The sequence below is a fragment of the Acrocarpospora macrocephala genome (assembly GCF_009687865.1).
Lineage (GTDB): Bacteria > Actinomycetota > Actinomycetes > Streptosporangiales > Streptosporangiaceae > Acrocarpospora > Acrocarpospora macrocephala.
Genome location: NZ_BLAE01000034.1, coordinates 113,736 through 131,322 on the forward strand (window position 1 = coordinate 113,736; position 17,587 = coordinate 131,322).

Here is a 17,587-nt window from a genome sequence, read left to right on the forward strand (position 1 = left end):
TTCAATGGGATGAAGATGAAACAAGCGTTCGAGAAGGTGGTCGCGCGGCACGGCACCACCGTGCTGCGCGTCTGCCGCGCACTCCTGGGCGTGCATGACGCCGACGACGCCTGGTCGGAGACCTTCCTGTCAGCAATGCGCGCCTACCCCGACCTGCCGGACACGGCGAACGTGGAAGCCTGGCTCGTGACCATCGCCCGCCGCAAGGCAATCGACGTGCACCGGGCCGCGAAACGGACCCCGCTGACCATCGAAGCCCTCCCCGAGGCGCCGACCAACCTCGGCATCCCCGGAGCGGACGACACGAACCTCTGGGACGCGGTGGCGAAGCTGCCCGACAAGCAGCGCCAAGCCATCACCTTCCGATACCTCGCCGGGATGTCGCACGCGGAGATCGCGGCGATCCTCGGCGGCACCGTCGACGCGGCCCGAAGAGCCGCGGCCGACGGGCTGAACAACCTCAGAAAGAACTATCCGGGCGCACACCCGAAAGGAGCATCCTCATGAGCGACATCCGACCCGATGACGACACTCTCAGCGTGCTGTCGGCGCCCATCGACCCTGACACCCTCGCCCGCCTCCACGCCCGGCTCGTACGCGACGCCGAGGCCAACGGGCTCGTGGACGTCGCGTACACCACCATCGACTCCCCGGTCGGGAAGCTGCTTCTCGCGGCAACCCCGAAGGGCCTGGTCCGGGTCGCGTACGCGAACGAGGACCACGACCGCGTGCTGGAGACTCTGGCGCAGAAGATCAGCCCCCGCGTCCTGCGCGCACCCCGCCGACTCGACGACGCTGCCCGCGAGATCGACGAGTACTTCGACCGCCGCCGGAAGGCGTTCGATCTGCCCCTCGACCTGTCGCTGTCGCACGGGTTCCGGCAGCTCGTACAGCGGCACCTGCCCGAGATCGGCTACGGGCAGACCCGCAGCTACCGGCAGGTCGCCGAGCTCGTCGGCAACCCGAAGGCCGTCCGCGCCGTCGGCACCGCCTGCGCGACCAACCCCCTCCCCGTCGTCGTTCCCTGCCACCGCGTGCTCCGCGCCGACGGCGCCCTCGGCGGCTACATCGGCGGCCTCGACGCCAAGACCACCCTGCTCAACCTGGAGGCCGCAGCATGACCCCCACCACCAAGCCCCGGACCGATCCGTGGCGCGACCGCCATCCGCTCCGGTCAGCGCCACACTCTGGCCCTCGTCTTCCACGACGCCGCATGAACCCTGCGAAGAGCTACACGCTCACCGGACCGAACGGCCGCACTTTCTCGTCCCCCGTCAAGGGCGAATGGGGCGGCCACCACGGCAGCCGGATCTACGGTCGGCTCGACTGCCCGGCGGCGCTGCGCGCCATCGCCCGCGGCGGCTACGTGAAACACCGCGTCTTCTTCGCCGACGAGGCCACAGCGATCGCCGCCGGCTACCGCCCCTGCGGCACCTGCTGCAACGACCGCTACGCGGCCTGGAAGGCTGCGCACGACCGGGGCGAATCACGGAAACCGTGACCACTGCGCCTGCCGGAGGTGGACGCGCCGACCCTGATGGAATCGGGGGTACGCCACGTCCACGCTGACTGGCGCGGCCTGCCGGCCCCCGGCTCGCGCGACATCCTCACCGATCTCGGCATCCGCCAGTAGGCGATGGCAAGGCCGTGTCAAGGCGGCCTGCCGATGCTCCCGGATATGAGACACCCCCGGCGGCTGCTCCTCATCGGCGCCACGATCGCCGCCAGTCTGGCCACCCTGCTCACCCCCGCGACCCCCGCGCTGGCCGAGCCACCGGCGCCCGCCCCGACCTCACCGCCGCAGCATCTCGAACTGTCGTCCGTCCAGCCGGAGTTACGCGACCGGGTGCTGGGCGCGAACTGGCAGAAGTCCAACGACCTCGCCGTCACCACGGCCGGTGACGCGACCGGGTTCCACGTGTTCACGGCGACGGCCGCCACGGGCTACCAGTGGCGGACCGTCGCCACCCTCACCGAGCCCGGCATGGACACCGACCAGTGGATCGGCAACGCCTGCCTCACCGGATCCGGCACCAAGATCGTGGCCGTCTACGCGCCGCGCTACTTCACCAACCGCGACTGGCTGTTCAGCCGGGGCGCCTTCGCCGCGATCATCGACGCCAAGACCGGCGCCGTCACCAAGCTCAGAGACCAGGTGACGCTCGCCTACTTCAACCCGGGCTGCGGCGCCGGTGACACGGTCGCGCTCACGCAGGGCGTCAGCGAGCAGCACGGCACCACCCGCCTGCTCACCGTCGACACCGCCGCCAAGCGCGTGACCCGGGCCGTCGTGGCCACCGGCCAGCTCACCTCGGCCGTCCCCGTGGGGGACACGGTGGTGGCGGCCGACGGGGCGCGGCTCGTGGAGGTGCGGGCGGGCGGCGAGCTCACCCAGCTCGCGGCCACCGACTCGGTGCCGTTCGACCTGCGCGCGACCGCCGACGGCGGCGTGGCCTTCGCCACCCGCGACGGTGCGTCGGTCAAGGTCCGGCAGTACCTGCGCGGGGAGACCCGCGAATTGGCGTCCGGCCCGCTGGGCGAACTGACGGTGCAGGCCGGCACGAACGGCCGCGTCTTCCTCGTCGGCCGGGCCGACCGGCAGGGCGCCCTGCCGCAGGGCGTGTCACTCCTGGACGCCCCGGCGGCGGCCGACATCTCCTCCGAGGGCGGCCTCGCCGTCACCGCGGCGGCCCGGCGCGGCCTGCGCGCGGGACCCGGCGCCCCGCCCGCCGGACCGCCGGACGCCACCGCCCAGGGCGACGACCGCTCCGGTGCCGGCACGGAGGTGCCGGACGCCGAGCCCGTCGACATCGCCGCGCAGGTCGTCACGACCAAGAGCGCCGTCGGCTTCCAGGTGCAGCCGGGCGCCGACCTCGCCCCGTCGGCGGCCTCCGGACGCGTGACCAACCCCAAACTGGCGCTGACCCTCAGACCGGCGGGCCCCGCCGTGACCACGGCCGTCTCCGGGACCGTCGACACCGGATACACGTGCGCCGTCCCGCGCAACGACCCCGCGACGCAGGTCTACCAGCCGCACTGGCGGCAGGTGGAGTGGGCCGTGGACCAGCTCGTCTTCAAGAACCGGCTGACCGTGACCCGGCCGACCGGCTGGAAGGGCTCCGGGCTGCCCGCGTGGAACCCGCAGACCGAGTTCCCCATCCCGGACCTGCAGGGCGGCGGGCGCATCCCGGTGTCGATCATGTTCGGCATCCTGGCGCAGGAGTCGAACCTGTGGCAGGCCCAGCGCAGCGTGCTGGAGGGCGAGACCGGGAACCCGCTGGTCGGCAACTACTACGGCGTCAACATCTACGACGACAACCCGGCCAACGACTGGGACGTCGACTTCGGCCGGGCCGACTGCGGCTACGGCATCTCGCAGCAGACCGACAACATGCGCAAGGACGGGTCCCTCTGGAGCGCCGCCAAGCAGAAGCGGGTGGCGCTCGACTACGTCACCAACATCGCGGCGGGCATGTCGACCCTGGCCCAGAAGTGGAACGAGATCTGGACCGACACCAACGGGGTGGCGAAGGTCCACAACGGTGACCCGTCGAAGATCGAGAACTGGTATCTCGCCGTCTGGGCGTACAACTCCGGCTGGCACTCCAAGGCCGACGCCTGGAAGATCGACGGCAACGGCACGCCGAACCTCGGCGCGTGGGGTGTGGGCTGGCTGAACAACCCCGCCAACCCGTCCTACCGGCAGGACCGCCGCCCGTTCCTGGACAACAACAGCTACGCCGACGCGGCGCACCCGCAGGACTGGCCCTACCAGGAGAAGGTCCTGGGCTGGGCGGCGTGGCCGATCACCAAGACCTACTTCGACGCCGCCCAGAACAAGAACGTCACCGAGGGCGGCTACAACTACGCGTGGTGGACCAGCGACGGCGCCCGCACGATGATCGTGCCGACGATCTCCAACACGGGGATCGTCGACAACAACACCTTCTGCGCGCCCGGCAACGAGTGCCAGCCGCCGTCGACAGGCAACGGGCGCGGCACCTGCCTGCGGTCCGACTCCAAATGCTGGTGGCACCTGCCCAAGGAGTGGAAGGACTGCCCGTCGGCCTGCGGCAACGAGGCGTCGCTGCGGTACGACTCGACCTGGGGCGGCACGGAACGCGCCGAACCGCAGGACCACTGGTACTCCTGCCACACGCCCGGGCTGCCGTACATCAGCGGGGACACGAAGAACGTCCTGATCGTCGACGACGGGAAGCAGTACGCGATCCGCGGCGGCTGCAACAACGCCGGGTGGGACAACCACGGCACGCTGAGCTTCGAGTTCGCCCAGGACTCGGCGGGGCGGGTGCCCGCCAGGGCCGACTTCCAGCAGCTCGGCAGCGGATTCGGCGGGCACGAGTGGTTCGCGTACACGCGGATGGGCCTGCGCAACGGCGACGTGATGAAGGTGACCGGCACCTGGGAGCTCGACCAGCACATCAACGGGTGGGCCCGGGTCCTCGTCCACATCCCGAAACGACGGGCGGAGACCCAGCAGGCCCCCTACACCATCCACATCGGCGACGGCTCCGCGGAGTACCGCACCCTGAACCAGAGCCGGGAGGCGAACGAGTGGTACAACCTGGGCGTCTTCGAGTTCAAGGGGGCCCAGAAACCGAAGGTGTCGCTCACCAACCTGAACAACGAGGGCGACGGCTCGGCGGCCATCTCCTGGGACGCGATCGCCTTCCAGGTGCTCGCGAAACGGCCCAAGCACTTCGTGGTCGCCATGGGCGACTCCATCACCTCCGGTGAGGGCGTCGGGAACTACTACCCGGAGACCGACTTCGAGTACAAGACGCCACGCTGGAACGCCTGCCGCCGCAGCAAGGACGCCTGGATCCGCCAGACGGTCCTGCCGGGCGAGACCCAGACCATCGGCCAGCTGGCCGACTCCTGGGATCCGAAGCTCGACTTCTCGTTCGTGGCCTGCTCCGGCGCCACCACTCGGGACCTGACCGTGGGGCAGTACGCGTACATGCAGAACCCGATCGGCTCCTGGTCGGACTACCGGGACAGCGCGGAGGGCCGGTTCCGGGAGGCGGCGCAGCTGAACGGCGGCTTCCTGACGAAGAACACGACCCTGGTCGCCCTCACGCTGGGCGCCAACGACGCGGGCTGGTCCGGCGTCATCCTCGACTGCATCCTCGGCGTCCGATGTCGCCAGGGCAGCTTCGAGAACGACCTGCGGACCAACATCCTCGAAACGCTCAACACTCGGGTGACGCTGGGAGACCAGGCGAACGTCGCGAACATCCTCAAGGAGATCGAGTTCGATGCGGACAACAAGAACCCGTCCCGGGGCAAGAAGGCGAAGATCGTTCTCATGGGATATCCGGACATCGCCGGCACGTCCCCGCCGCTGACGATGTGCGGGCAGTTCGGCGTCGAGGCGGTGGGCGTGCTCGGCCGGTCCAGCGCGTTCTTCGCCACCGAGGCGCGCAAGACGGTGCAGGGGCTGAAGAACAACGGGTTCGAGGTGTCCTTCGCCGACCCCATGTCCGCCTTCCAGGGCCACGGCGTGTGCGGCACCGACCGATGGGTGAACGCCCTGATGTTCAACAAGACCGGCCCCGGCGACTTCACCGATGTCTGGACCGGCTGTCTCGGCGACGGAGTCCGCTGCGCGAGCCGCAGCTCGTTCCACCCCACCAAGAGAGGGGCGCAGGAGTTCGCCACCGTGTTCGGCGACCACCTCCGCAGCTCTGAGGTGAACTACACCGGCTGGTAGCCGGGAGCGCGGGGCGTCCCGGACGGGGCGCCCCGCCATGACCACCGCCGCGCGGACGCCTTCGACGGCTCGAAGTGGAGCGAGGGGTCCGCGCGAGCCATCCGGTCGTGCAACTCGTGGAGCTCCCTGGTCGGCTCCAGGCCGAGTTCCCGCACGAAGTCGCCGCGGGCTCGGCGATACCCCGCCAGCGCGTCCGGCCGGCGGCCGTCGCGATAGAGAGCGATCATGTACGCCCGGATCAGCCGCTCCCTGAGCGGATGCTGCCGCACCAGATCGGCGAGCTCCGGCAGCAGCTCCCGGTGCCGCCCGCATTCCAGTTCGGCCTCCGCGCGCGCCTCGATCGCGGCCAGCCGCAGCTCCTCCAGCCCGACCCCCAGCCGGTCGCGCAGCCGATCGGTCGCGGCGTCGGCCAGCAGCGGCCCTCGCCAGCAGGCCAGCGCGTCGGTGAGCAGCCGCGACCGGCCACCCGGCCCAGCCGACCGGCGGGCCCGCCCGACCAGGTCCCGGAACCGGTGGACGTCGACCGCGCCGACGTCGGTCTCGGCCAGATAGCCGTCACCCTGGCGCAGCAGCCGGAACCCCCGGGACCCCGTCCGGTCGGGGTCGAGCGTGCCGCGCAGCCGGGCGACGTGGCTGTGCAGGATGCCCCGGGCGTTGACCGGCGGGTCGTCGTCCCACAGCAGCTCCAGTAACCGGCCCACCGGGACGACCCGTCCCGCGTCGAGCAGCAGCAGGCCCAGCAGGCAGCGCTGGGCGCGCCTGGCGAGCGTGATCGTCGTGTCCCCTTGCCCCACCTCGACCGGCCCCAGCACCCGGAACTCCCAACCTCGATTCGGCATGATTACGAGAGTCCGACACCTCGGTATAGCTGAGGTATAGACCCAGGTAGAACCCTTCCGCCGGTCTCGACCGGCAGCGGCAAGGCCGTGTCAAGACGGGCTGCCGAAGCTCTGAGTCGTGCTGCGAATTCACTTCACCGCCGAGGACATCGCACGAACCCGCCTGGCGACCGCGCCGCGCGCCGGCCACCACGACGATCTGATCCGCGCGAGCGTCGAGGCCGACGTCGCGGCCCGCGTCGGCGCGCTGCTCGCCGGGGGCGTCGAGGCGCTGCTACGTGGCTTCGAACCGCTGATGCGCTGGCGCGCGCCGGTGCTGGAGGTGCGTTACCCGGTCGAGCGTGACCTGCACCTCCAGGGCCGGGGCCTGCGGCTGGTGCCGTCGTTCTGCTGCGGCGCGACGCCCCTGCCGCTCGTCGAGCAGGACCTGCCGCCAGTCCTGGTCTACCCGATTGCGCCCGAACACCGCCGGGACGCGATCACCGACCCGGGGGACTCACTCGCCGACCTCATGGGCGGCACCCGCGCCGCCGTCCTCGCCGCCCTGCGCGACAGCGCTTCCACGACGCAACTCGCCACCAGGCTGCACACCTCGCTCGCCGCGATGAGCAGGCACACCAAGACCCTCCGGCAGGCGGGCCTGATCACCACCACCCGTTGCGGTCCCGCTGTCCTGCACGACCTCACCCCACTGGGCCGCAGGCTCCTCGACGGACCCCTTTGCGTTACCGCGCAAAGGTCTTCTCCGAGCCAGGGCGCTGATCGACTCTTACGGCTATGCGACTCACACGATCAATGATCTCGACGGCGATCGCACTCCTCATCGGCATCGCCCTCCCGCTGACCTCCGCCCAGCCCGCGAGCGCGCGAGCGTGCTCGAGCATGGTCAACGGCAGCTACAAGGCCTACGGCACCCTCAGCGTGCACGTCCGCGGCACCAGCTGCAGCACGCGCAAGGGACACCTCACCCTGAGCAACGACGCGCACTGCTGCCCGCAGGTCTGGGTGAAGGTCGAGCGGCAGCTGTGGGGCAGCTACGGCTGGCTGACCACGCACAAGCAGTCCGCGTACACCCTCTGGAGAAGCTACGCCGAGATCGACACCGCGACCGTACCCTCGCGGCCCTCGGACGGTGACGAGCGGTTCCACGCCTGCTGGGCTTACGGCGACCCTTATGGTCCCGAACCCGGAGCCGCCTCATGGAACTGCGCCGGCTGGGTCGACTAGCGGGATCACGTGAAGGCTCGGTCGCTCGACGCGGCCGAGCCTTTTCGTCTGCCAAAAATCTGACAAACGGATCGAAGACATCGCGCAGAGGGAAGGCCGCTACCAATCCGACGCCGAGCACAGCGCAGGCGGGCCAGCAGGATCGGATCCCCAGCCGGCACACCGACGAACGCTTCACGTCGTCGGAGATCCTCGAACCCCTCCACCGGCAACCCCGACCGCCCGCTGCCAGCTTGCTCAGACACCAGATCTCCTGCTGAATCACCGTCAACACGTTGGTCCGCGACCCGGCACTATGGCGGGATCAGGCGATGAGCAGGCGCAGGCCGAACTCTGCCGCGTCGAGGCCGGAGAGGTCGCGGTTGCGCGCGGCCCACCGGCCGGATGCGAGGTCATCACGGAGGCTGTGCACTGCCCGCTGCTCGGCATCCGGGCCGACCCTGGCCCAGATCGACATTCCACGGCGGACATGCTCGTCCAGGTATGCCTCGGGCCGGCGCCAGAAGGCGTGGTAGAAGCCGTCAGCGCAGTCCCACGGAACGAGCACCGGCTCGGTCCGAGCTCCGATCGCACCGACCAGCTCGGTCAGCGAAGGCCGGCCAGCCCAGAGGCCGGCGAACTCCGGCAGGTAGTCACGATTCAGCCAGAAGAGCTCGGCGTCACTGGCGTCGCAGGTGAACACGACCACGCGGCGAGCGACACGCCGCATCTCGCGCAGGCCCGTGATCGGGTCCTGCCAGTGTTCGATGGTAGCGAAAGCCATCGCGGCGTCGAAGGACTGGTCCTCGAACGGGAGACTCTCCGCGGTGGCATCGACGCACGGCGCTGCCCCTGCGGGGCGCTGCGCCCGCATGACCGCCGATGGCTCTACCGCAGTCACGTCGAGGCCGGGAGGCTCGTAGGACCCGGTGCCGGCCCCAACGTTCAGCACGGTCCGCGCATCGCCGAGCGCGGTCCAGATCTGCTCGGCGATCCGCGGCTCGGTGCGCCGCGTCACGGTGTAGGTAGCGCCGATGGCGTCATACAAGTGCGCGCTGGACATCAGACTGCCTCCATCTCCGGCGGCAGGTCATGTGGCAGCCCGCCAACCTAATGTATCGAGTCGATATATCGAAATATATGATGCTACGCCATTCAGACACCAGATCTTCCGCTGAATCACCGTGAACGGTGTGCCGCTCGAATATTGAGTTACGTGTACTGAGCTGCGGTTATGCCGCGTGACGGTATTCGCTGATCATGCCTGTGACGACTGCTTCTCGCTGGATGGATCGCAGGTCGGTGAGCTCGGCTGGGTCCTGAGTGTGCTGGGCTTCGGTATCAGGGGGTCGTTGTTGTCTGGCTTGGTGCGGCCGATGGCCGTTGTAGTGGATCAGGTACTCGCGGAGCACCCGAGTCAGGTGCCGCTCGCCAAGGATGAGGATCCGGTCCAGGAGCTCACGGCGGAGCGTTTCGATCACGCGTTCGCAGACGGCGTTCATCCTCGGCGTTCGCGGCATCGTCCTAATGATCCGCATACCTTCAGCCCTGAACACCTCCGCGAACGCGGCGGTGAAGAGCGGATCGCGATCATGGATGATCAGCCGCAGCGTGCCAATGCGATCACGCAGGTCCATGGTGAGATTGCGAGCCTGTTGCACAGCCCATGCACCGGTCGGGTGCGCGGTTGCGCCGGCCAGGTGTAGTTTCCGGTCCCGTGCTCGATGAACACCAGCACATACAGCCGCTTGAGCAGTACCGTCTCCACCACGAGGAAGTCACACGCGATGATCGCTTGAGCCTGAGCGGCCAGGAACTGCCGCCAAGTCGGCCCGGCCCGGCGAGGCGCTGGCTCGATACCCGCAGCATGCAGGATCTCCCACACCGCAGATGCTGCGATCACGTAACCCAAGCGGACCAGCTCGCCTTGGATTCTCCGACGCCCCCACGCCGGATTCTCCCGCGCCATCCGCACAATCAATGTCTTGATCGGCCGACGCCATCCGGCGAACAGTCTGCCGATCTGCTCGGTGGTCGGCGGGATGCGCAGCTTGGCCTGCTGGCGGCCGCGGGGCCGGTTCATCTCGTCGATCGGGCACTCGATCACCCGGCCGGTCATCTGGTGGATCTCGACCTTGTGCCGAAGCTCCAGGAATAGGAAGAACGTCTTCAACGCCTGGGCCCGCGACAGCCGCGTCCCCTTCGCCGTGCTCCGCGGCACCTTGCCGAAGTAGACGTTGGCGTCACCGGGCTCCATCTCCCACAGCGGCCGGCCGAACCATGCCCGGACCTGCTCCAGATGCATCACGTCCGAAGAGATCGTCCCGTCCGACAGCCCCGCCGCCGCCCGCGCCAGCACGAAACCCGCCAGTACGTCGGTCTCCAACGCCTCCAGGTCCTCCGCGGTGGCCGGGGCACGCGCCACTCGAAGATCCTTCACCACCGCCAGCGCCAACTCCGGGCACCTCGCCTTCACCCTCACAGCAAGACGAACGCCCAGGACGATAGGTCTTCAGAATCCCTGAAGTCTCATCAACTCCTGAACAAGCCGGAGTGCCAGCACATAAGCCCAGGTCCTGCGGTTAGAGCAGCCAAAGAGGCTCCGAGGAACTCAAGGGATATTTCTTACAAGTCGTCATGACCATCCGCGAGTGTTCATGGGCGGTTCACGCCGTTCTTGTCCGGGCTGGAGATGATCAGCCCCGAATATGGAGGTATGCGTGAATACGCGAAGAACGACTGGCCGTGTGGCCTTGATCATGTCCATCGTGGTGTCTCTGTTACTGGGCCTGACACCCCCGGCGACAGCGGCGGCGGGGCCACGGTTCGCCGTGCCGAGTGGCTCCGTCGGGAATTTCTCCGTGGTCATGGCGGAGGAGTCCGTCACCCTGGAGCTGGACGCATCCGGCTACGACCAGGACCAGATGCGCGAGATCCTCGCTGAGACGCAGGGCCGTAACCCGCGCCTCAGCGACACCATCCGCGAGGACTTTCAGGAATATACGAATAGCATGCCGCCAGGGGGCGGCGGCGACCCCAACGACTTTCCCGACTTCGACGGGCAACTGTCGATCACGGATACCGGCATCGCGATACGCGTCGACGGCGGTGAGCCGCTCACGAACGCCTCGTGGTGGGCCCAGATTCTGGCCGCGGCCGCGGGGGTGCTGACCGGGCTGGTGGTGCGGTCCATCTGCGTCGGCTTCTTCCCCGAGGCGGCCGTGATGTGTGTCGTCATCGGCAACTTCTTCGGTGGCATGACGCGGGGTATGATCATTCAGGCCATCGACGGCACCCTCAAGGACGGCAAGGCGTGGGCCAACACGCTCGCCCAGTCGATCCTCCTGGCTGCCGGGGGGGCCGCCTGGGAGGGCGGCGTCAATACCTGGAGCAAGGAAGTGCTGCCCGGTCACATCGAACGACTGGGGGAGGCGCTCGTCCGGCTGGGTGAGCGGCTGTCCGCCGGGTGGGCGACCTTCAGGGAGGGCTGCGCGGCTGCGGGCGAGTTCCTCGTGGACGTCGGCAGGAACCTCGCCGACGCGGTCTCCCGGGTCAGGGTTCCGGCCATGCTGCGGGTGATGCCGCTCGGAGACTCGATCACCTACGGCGTGGAGAGTTCCGACGGAAACGGCTACCGCGACGAGTTGTACGCCTACCTGAAGGCCAGCGCGCCCGACGTTGACTTCGTCGGGTCGGTGAAGGCCGGCTCGATGAGTGACCGCGACAACGAGGGTCACCCGGGCGATCGGATCGGCGAGATCGCGGCCTTCGCCTATTGCAGCGTGCCGCGGTATCAGCCGAACGTGATCACCCTGCACGCCGGCACCAACGACATGAACCAGAACTACAACCTGTCGCAGGCGCCCACCCGGCTCAAGAAGCTGATCAACCAGGCGCTGACGCACTCACCACGTGCCACGGTGCTGGTCGCCCAGCTCATCCCGACCGGCAAGGCCGGGCTGCAGCCGCGCATCGACGCATACAACGCGGCGCTGCCCGGCATGGTGGAGGACCTGCAAAGCGAGGGCAAGCACGTACTTTTGGTGGACATGAGCCGGGTGCTGGTCAGCGACGGACTGGAGAACGACGCACACCCGACGGACGCCGGCTACGCCAAGATGGCCGACGCCTGGTACAGCGCCGTACTACAGGCGAACGCCAACGGCTGGATCCAGAACCCGCTGCCCGAGCAGGCGGCCAACGGCTGCAACCCGACGGAATCTCCCATCGACGACGACCCGGGGACGGGCTCTACCATCGGGACCGGCGAGACGGCTCTCGGCGAGGGATGGCGCGCGCTGGGCGTGATCGCGCCCGGATACGGTACCAGGATAGGCCGCACGATCATCGCCGAGCTCAATGGCGACCAGCGGGCCGACTACCTTCAGGTCGCCGCAGATGGCAGGTTCCGCGCAGCGGTGAACACCGTCGGCACCCCTGGGCAACCCCACTGGGTGGACGTGGGCACGTACGCCCCGGCAACGAGCGACGTGTCCGCACCGATCGATGTCAATGGGGATGAGGTGCGGTTCGCCGACCTCAACGGGGACGGACGCGACGACTACCTCCTGGTCGGTTCCGACAGCAAGGTACGGGCCTACATCAACTTCCCAGGGCTGGACAACAAGCTTAAATTCCTCCACTGGGGGATCGTCTTCCGCGAGGAGTCATTCAGCCGGGACAACCTCCGCTTCGCGGACGTCACCGGGGACGGGCGCGACGACATCCTGCGGGTCGGCGCGGAGGGCGCGGTCCACGTGTACCGGAACATGTGGGACCCCAACAGCGCGCAAGTGGGCAGCGAGCCACAGCCCCCAGACTGGGGACTGTGGCTCAACTGGGCCGGCGGCACCCAGGGCTCATCGCTGGATGCCGTCCGGTTCGCCGACGGCGACGGTGACGGCCGGGCCGACTACCTGCAGGTCGGCGGAGACGGCTCGGTGCACGCCTTCCTCAACCGCGGTGGTGGGGGCAACGGTAGCTTCCAGGCCCGCTACAACTGGGCCTACGCGTCCAACTACCCCCGCCCGTACGTCCAGTTCGCCGACATCAGCGGTGACGGCAAAGCCGACTATCTGGTCGTCTACGACGGCGGCTCAGTCCGGGCCTGGCTGAACCGCGGCGGCAACTAGAAACCGTCCCACGGGCCACGGCCCGGTCCAGATGGTCGCCGCAAGAGTGTGAGTGCGGCCTGGCAGCCTCCGGCGACTTCGCCGGCGCGCACAGCCAGGCCGCACCGCCGCCGAGTCGATCGATCGACATGGGCCTGGCAGATCTTCCTGCTGATCTCCCAGCGTTGGAGACGGCGTTCGGGCTGCCGCGTATCACCGGGTACCGGCAGCTTCCGGCCGTATGCGGGCTGGACTCCATTTCCGGCCCCGCTGACGCGATGGTTACCGAGCCGGAACAGACGGCCCAGTCGATCCGACTCATCGAGCGGATCACATGTCGCTGGCGCCCAGGTCCGCCGCGGTGGCTGCCGCCGACCAGCCGTGCCGTCGCAGCAGCTTGCCGACGCCTTCGACGGTGTAGCCGATGTGAAACAGCCTGCCGATCAGCGTCTTGACCCCTGGCCCGGGACACCGGCCCCTTGGACCGCAGCGCCTCGATGCCGCCCTCCCGCCAGGTCTTGCGCCATCGGGCCACCGTCCGCTCGTGGATCCGCAGCTCATGAGCGATGATCCTGGTGCTGTGCCCATCCTCGAACCGCTCGGCCGCCTGTAACCGCACTTGTTCCCGTCGTTCCTGCTCGGCGGGGGTGTACCCGCCTCGTTGCCCGCACCGCATGCATCGGTCGTACACCAGCAACGGCGGGCCGTCACGACTCCATGACTCTACGAATTCAAGCTGTGAGTACTGTGGTTGCCGATAATGCCATCCGGGCAGGTCGTGGGCTTGTCCTGCTCTTCCTGGCCTATGCACACCCTGGGTAGGACAAGAGGAGCCGAGAGCGGCATGATGATCGACTGTGTTTCTTCGGCTGGCCTATCTCACTGTCACGAACGCCTTCGCTGCCTTGCGGCTGCTGCCGGCAGGAGATCGGGACAAGGACGCTGAAATCCTCGCACTACGCCACCAGATCGCAGTCCTGGAACGGCAACTTGGTACCGGCAGGAGGGTGAGATTCGCTCCGGAGGATCGCATCTTTCTGGCCGCGCTCCTGACCTCGCTGCCCCGGCAGGTCCTGCGCCAGGTGCGGCTTGTTGTCCGTCCGGACACGATCCTGCGCCGGCACCGCGATCTGGTGAAGCAGCGGCACGCCCGCACCTGTCGGCCCAAGCGGCCTGGGCGTCCGCCCACCGTCCGCTCTATTCGCGCGCTGGTCCTGCGTCTGGTCAAGGAGAATCCGTCCTGGGGATCGTGGCTCGAGCATGATGAGGTCTCGGGCATCCTGCTGACGGTGTTGTGGTCCTCTCTCTACCTCATTCTCGGGCGTGTCTTTCAGCTCCTGGTCCTGCTGGGTCGCGGTGATCGGCCAAAGCGATCGAGATCGTGGTGCTTCGTCATCAGGTCGCCGTGCTGCGCCGTCAGGTGAACCGTCCCGATCTCCAGCCGGAGGATCGGGTCGTGCTCGCGGCCCTGTCGCGGCTGCTTCCCCGCTCGTCGTGGATGTCTTCTTCGTCACCCCGGCGACGTTGCTGCGCTGGCACCGTGCCCTGGTGACGCGCCGGTGGACCTACCCGTCCAAACGCCCGGGGCGTCCCTCTACCCGCGCGGAGATCCGGGAGGCGGTGTTGCGCCTGGCCCGGGAGAATCCCTCATGGGGGTATCAGCGCATCAGCGGCGAACTGGCCGGTATCGGTCTTCGGGTACCGCCCAGCACCGTACGCGACATCCTCAAAAGAGCCGGACTCGGTCCGGCTCCACGTCGCACCGGCCCGAGCTGGAGCCGATTCCTCAAAGCGCAGGCTGAGGGCATCTGGGCGTGCGATCTGTTCCACGTCGACACGGTCTTCCTGAAGCGGCTCTACGTTCTGTTCTTCATCGAGCACGCCACCCGCGTGGTTCACATCGCGGGCGTCACGGCGCATCCGACCGGAGCCTGGGTTGCTCAGCAGGCCCGCAACCTGGTCATGAATTTGGGCGAGCGGGCCGAGGGCATCAGATTCTTCATTCGCGACCGCGACGCGAAGTTCACCGCGGTCTTCGACGAGGTGTTCAGCTCACTCGGCGCCCGCGTCATCAAAACACCGGTTCGCGCCCCGCAGGCCAAGGCGATAGTCGAGCGCTGGGTCGGTACTGTTCGAAGGGAATGCACCGACCGGCTGCTGATCTACGATAGAGGTCATCTCCGCCGCGTCCTGCAGGCATACGAACGGCATTACAACCGGCACCGTCCCCATCGCGCACGAGACCGTCGGCCGCCTCAACCACCACATGCCTCGGCTCCACCAAGCGATCTCGATCAGGTCCGCCTGCAACGCCGACAGGTACTCGACGGCCTGATCAACCAGTACCGGCGGGCAGCATAGGCGGGCGGATAACCGCAGGTCAGTGGCCATATCCGGGTTTTCGCACCCCACGCGAGGTGCTGACCGCAGATCCGTCGCGTATCCGCGTCTCTCCGGAATTGCTTCCGCGTGTCTTCGCTGTCTTGCAGGGGCTTGCTCGTCATGTCGAGCGGCGGGGGTATCGGCTCGGGATGTCGACGAAGAATCCCAAGGTCGCCTTCTACATCCTGATAGACACCCGGCAGTGGGGGGTCGAACTCGCCGAGGAGTGGGAGTTGATAGATCCGCCACCACCGCGTCCACTGTTTCGACCGCATAGCGGGCCACCTCGGCGGAAGCTTCGTCCGGCTGTAAATTACATGCTCCACCACGAGAAACAGCATGATGAGCCAGATTCTGGTGACCGAGTGGTCAATACCGTCTTTACCTCGGTCCGTTTGAAAATTATCCTCAGCCGATCAAATGTTCTGTCCATGTAGGAGAAGCATGCAAAAAGTTACTTGGCTCCGCCGGCTCGGCCTCGTCTCAGCGGTAGTGGCGGCCGGCCTGGCGACCACGCCCGTGGCCGCACACGCCGACGGCTATGACACTCCCCGCAACGCCACCGCCGTGGGGGCGGGCAACACCTACGCGGCCGGGTTGGCGGCGGCCGAACAGCGGGCCCGGGCGGCCGTCCTCGCGGTCGGCCACGACTGCACCCCTGGGACCTATTCCACCCTATCGACCTATGTCTCCCCGGGCGGCGGCACGTGGGTCTTCCAGTCCACTCACCACGCGATGTGCGTCGACTGATCAAGCTCGGCCTCTGCCGGGCAGCGGGGCAGGGTAGCCCCGCTGTCCGCAGCGGAGGCCGATCCGTAGCAGTGCCCGCCCGTCTTTGAACGTATCCCTCCGGTGTGAGCAAAGCTGACCTTGCTCGTCTCAGGTCAGGGTGGCTCGGTGCCGAGCGGTGTGGGCGATGTGCCGTGCGGGGGTTGGGTCGGAATGGACGCGGTTTGAAGCCATGCCTGTACCGCTTCAAAATTCGTCGCGGGGCGCTTGACCTGGGGTTTGACGTGAGGCGGCGGCATGGGCAGGATCGCGGCTTGTGTCTCTTCGTCTGCTCTATCTGATCACGGTTCGGGTGTTCGGCTGGCTGGTGGTAATGGGTCGCAGCCAGGCGTCCAAGGATGTCGAAATCATGGTGCTGCGGCATGAGGTGGCGGTGCTGCGGCGTCAGGTCGCCTGGCCGAGCCCGGTTTGGGCCGATCGGGCGGTGCTGGCCGCGCTGACCGGCTGCTGCCGACGGGACTGCGGGCTCATCGGCTGGTCACCCCGGGCACGCTGCTGACATGGCATCGCCGCCTGGTCCAACGCACCTGGACGTATCCGAACCGGCCTGGTCGTCCGAGGGCAAGCGGGGAGGTCCGGGATCTGGTGGTGCGGCTGGCGCGGGAGAACCCGGGATGGGGATACCGCAGGGTGCATGGCGAGCTCATCCGGCTTGGCCATCGGGTCAGCGAAGCGACCGTGCGGCGGATCCTGCGAGCTGGCCGCTCGAATCCGGCTCCGCGAAACATCGACACCTCCTGGCGGACGTTCCTGCGTGCTCAGGCGAAAGGGTTGCTGGCCGTCGATTTCTTCCACGTCGACACGATTTCCTTGAGGCGCCTGTACGTGCTGTTCGTCATCGAGGTGGCAACGAGACGCGTGCATATTCTGGGCGTGACCGCGAATCCCACCGGCGCCTGGACGGCCCAGCGGGCCCGCAACCTGCTCGTGGACCTCGGCGGGAAGGTCGGCGTGTTTCGTTTCCTCATCCGGGACCGGGACGCCAAGTTCACCGGCGTTTTCGATGAGGTCTTCGCCGGCGAGGGTGTGAGGGTGGTGAGGACGCCACCGCGGACGCCGCGGGCGAACTGCTACGCCGAACGGTGGGTGCGCACCGTGCGGGCTGAGTGCACCGACCGCGTGCTGATCTACAGCGAACGGCACCTGCGGTCGGTGCTGACCGAGTATGCCGATCACTACAACGGCCACCGACCCCACCAGTCCCGCGCGCAGCTACCACCTGACCTGATCATGATGAGCGGACTGCCGTAACGCTGGAGGGGCGGATCGAGCGTCGAAAGGTACTCGGCGGGCTGATCAACGAGTATCACCGAGCTGCGTAGCCGCTCCAGAGAACTCCCAGCTCAGGCCCTATGCGATGAGTTTTGAAGCGGTACAACGAACAAGCACAACGATCCGTTCCGGTAGGACCTATCAAAACGGCTGCCATCCTGAAGGAAGTTCCCCCGGCCTCGGCGCATTGACCGAGCCTTGACCGGTGAACATGCTGTCCGGGAAAGATCGAGCCCCTCAAGGCCGGCTTCACG

Annotated in this window: 17 protein-coding genes and 1 pseudogene; 12 read left to right on the forward strand and 6 right to left on the reverse strand. The window is 67.8% G+C overall.

The features are described 5' to 3' along the window. Positions 1–15 precede the first annotated feature (15 nt). From Amac_RS28035 to Amac_RS28050, 4 genes are all read left to right on the forward strand, one after another. Entirely contained in the window at positions 16–507 is a 492-nt protein-coding gene (locus Amac_RS28035; RefSeq protein ID WP_155357405.1) for an RNA polymerase sigma factor, read from the forward strand. Continuing rightward, positions 504–1,121 (forward strand): methylated-DNA--[protein]-cysteine S-methyltransferase, encoded by a 618-nt coding sequence (locus Amac_RS28040; protein WP_155357406.1) that lies wholly within the window; start codon positions 504–506, stop codon positions 1,119–1,121. Before Amac_RS28035 ends, Amac_RS28040 begins: the two co-directional genes overlap by 4 nt. Before the next feature lie 92 nt (positions 1,122–1,213). Then, the gene (locus Amac_RS28045) at positions 1,214–1,501 is read left to right on the forward strand and encodes an Ada metal-binding domain-containing protein (protein WP_155357407.1); all 288 of its coding nucleotides are present in this window, start codon (positions 1,214–1,216) and stop codon (positions 1,499–1,501) included. A 177-nt stretch (positions 1,502–1,678) separates the two neighbouring features. After that, on the forward strand, positions 1,679–5,734 hold the full coding sequence (locus Amac_RS28050) for a golvesin C-terminal-like domain-containing protein (RefSeq protein ID WP_155357408.1): 4,056 nt from the start codon (positions 1,679–1,681) through the stop codon (positions 5,732–5,734). Here the strand turns inward: Amac_RS28050 and Amac_RS28055 are convergent. Then, positions 5,719–6,573 carry an AfsR/SARP family transcriptional regulator gene (locus Amac_RS28055; RefSeq protein WP_155357409.1) on the reverse strand — a complete coding sequence of 285 codons (855 nt, stop codon included), beginning with the start codon at positions 6,571–6,573 and terminating at the stop codon, positions 5,719–5,721. The genes Amac_RS28050 and Amac_RS28055 overlap by 16 nt on opposite strands. Positions 6,574–6,691: 118 nt before the next feature. On the opposite strand from Amac_RS28055, the gene Amac_RS28060 reads away from it, so the two are divergent. Both Amac_RS28060 and Amac_RS28065 read left to right on the forward strand, forming a co-directional pair. Beyond that, entirely contained in the window at positions 6,692–7,372 is a 681-nt protein-coding gene (locus Amac_RS28060) for an ArsR/SmtB family transcription factor (protein ID WP_155357410.1), read from the forward strand. Further along, positions 7,351–7,800: a hypothetical protein gene (locus Amac_RS28065; RefSeq protein ID WP_155357411.1), complete on the forward strand. Its 450-nt coding sequence runs from the start codon at positions 7,351–7,353 to the stop codon at positions 7,798–7,800. Before Amac_RS28060 ends, Amac_RS28065 begins: the two co-directional genes overlap by 22 nt. Before the next feature lie 304 nt (positions 7,801–8,104). Here the strand turns inward: Amac_RS28065 and Amac_RS28070 are convergent, their stop codons facing one another. The 3 genes from Amac_RS28070 to Amac_RS55340 all read right to left on the reverse strand — a co-directional run bounded on the left by Amac_RS28070 (position 8,105) and on the right by Amac_RS55340 (position 10,204). Beyond that, positions 8,105–8,842: a class I SAM-dependent methyltransferase gene (locus Amac_RS28070; protein WP_155357412.1), complete on the reverse strand. Its 738-nt coding sequence runs from the start codon at positions 8,840–8,842 to the stop codon at positions 8,105–8,107. 169 nt (positions 8,843–9,011) lie between these two features. Further along, complete coding sequence (locus tag Amac_RS55335; RefSeq protein WP_218041319.1) at positions 9,012–9,416, reverse strand: integrase core domain-containing protein; 405 nt, start codon at positions 9,414–9,416, stop codon at positions 9,012–9,014. Continuing rightward, positions 9,380–10,204, reverse strand: a complete 825-nt coding sequence (locus Amac_RS55340; protein WP_218041320.1) for a hypothetical protein — start codon at positions 10,202–10,204, stop codon at positions 9,380–9,382. The genes Amac_RS55335 and Amac_RS55340 overlap by 37 nt, the downstream gene beginning before the upstream one ends. A 343-nt stretch (positions 10,205–10,547) precedes the next feature. On the opposite strand from Amac_RS55340, the gene Amac_RS28080 reads away from it, so the two are divergent. Continuing rightward, on the forward strand, positions 10,548–12,911 hold the full coding sequence (locus tag Amac_RS28080) for a GDSL-type esterase/lipase family protein (RefSeq protein ID WP_170322689.1): 2,364 nt from the start codon (positions 10,548–10,550) through the stop codon (positions 12,909–12,911). Between the two features lie 309 nt (positions 12,912–13,220). Here Amac_RS28080 and Amac_RS58070 read toward each other — a convergent pair whose 3' ends face one another. Then, positions 13,221–13,451 (reverse strand): winged helix-turn-helix domain-containing protein, encoded by a 231-nt coding sequence (locus Amac_RS58070; RefSeq protein ID WP_373869849.1) that lies wholly within the window; start codon positions 13,449–13,451, stop codon positions 13,221–13,223. Then, positions 13,375–13,566, reverse strand: a pseudogene (locus tag Amac_RS58075) (helix-turn-helix domain-containing protein); the annotation flags it as partial. The pseudogene Amac_RS58075 and the gene Amac_RS58070, both read right to left, overlap by 77 nt. A 331-nt stretch (positions 13,567–13,897) precedes the next feature. Between Amac_RS58075 and Amac_RS55345 the strand changes: the two are divergent. From Amac_RS55345 to Amac_RS28105, 5 genes are all read left to right on the forward strand, one after another. After that, positions 13,898–14,314, forward strand: a complete 417-nt coding sequence (locus Amac_RS55345) for a hypothetical protein (RefSeq protein WP_218041322.1) — start codon at positions 13,898–13,900, stop codon at positions 14,312–14,314. Between the two features lie 196 nt (positions 14,315–14,510). After that, positions 14,511–15,251, forward strand: a complete 741-nt coding sequence (locus Amac_RS28095) for an integrase core domain-containing protein (protein WP_218041323.1) — start codon at positions 14,511–14,513, stop codon at positions 15,249–15,251. Positions 15,252–15,716: 465 nt separating this feature from the next. Next, the gene (locus Amac_RS28100) at positions 15,717–16,022 is read left to right on the forward strand and encodes a hypothetical protein (protein WP_155357415.1); all 306 of its coding nucleotides are present in this window, start codon (positions 15,717–15,719) and stop codon (positions 16,020–16,022) included. A 295-nt stretch (positions 16,023–16,317) separates the two neighbouring features. Beyond that, positions 16,318–16,560, forward strand: a complete 243-nt coding sequence (locus Amac_RS55350; RefSeq protein ID WP_218041324.1) for a hypothetical protein — start codon at positions 16,318–16,320, stop codon at positions 16,558–16,560. Further along, positions 16,470–17,312 (forward strand): integrase core domain-containing protein, encoded by an 843-nt coding sequence (locus Amac_RS28105; protein ID WP_218041325.1) that lies wholly within the window; start codon positions 16,470–16,472, stop codon positions 17,310–17,312. Before Amac_RS55350 ends, Amac_RS28105 begins: the two co-directional genes overlap by 91 nt. Positions 17,313–17,587: the final 275 nt, after the last annotated feature.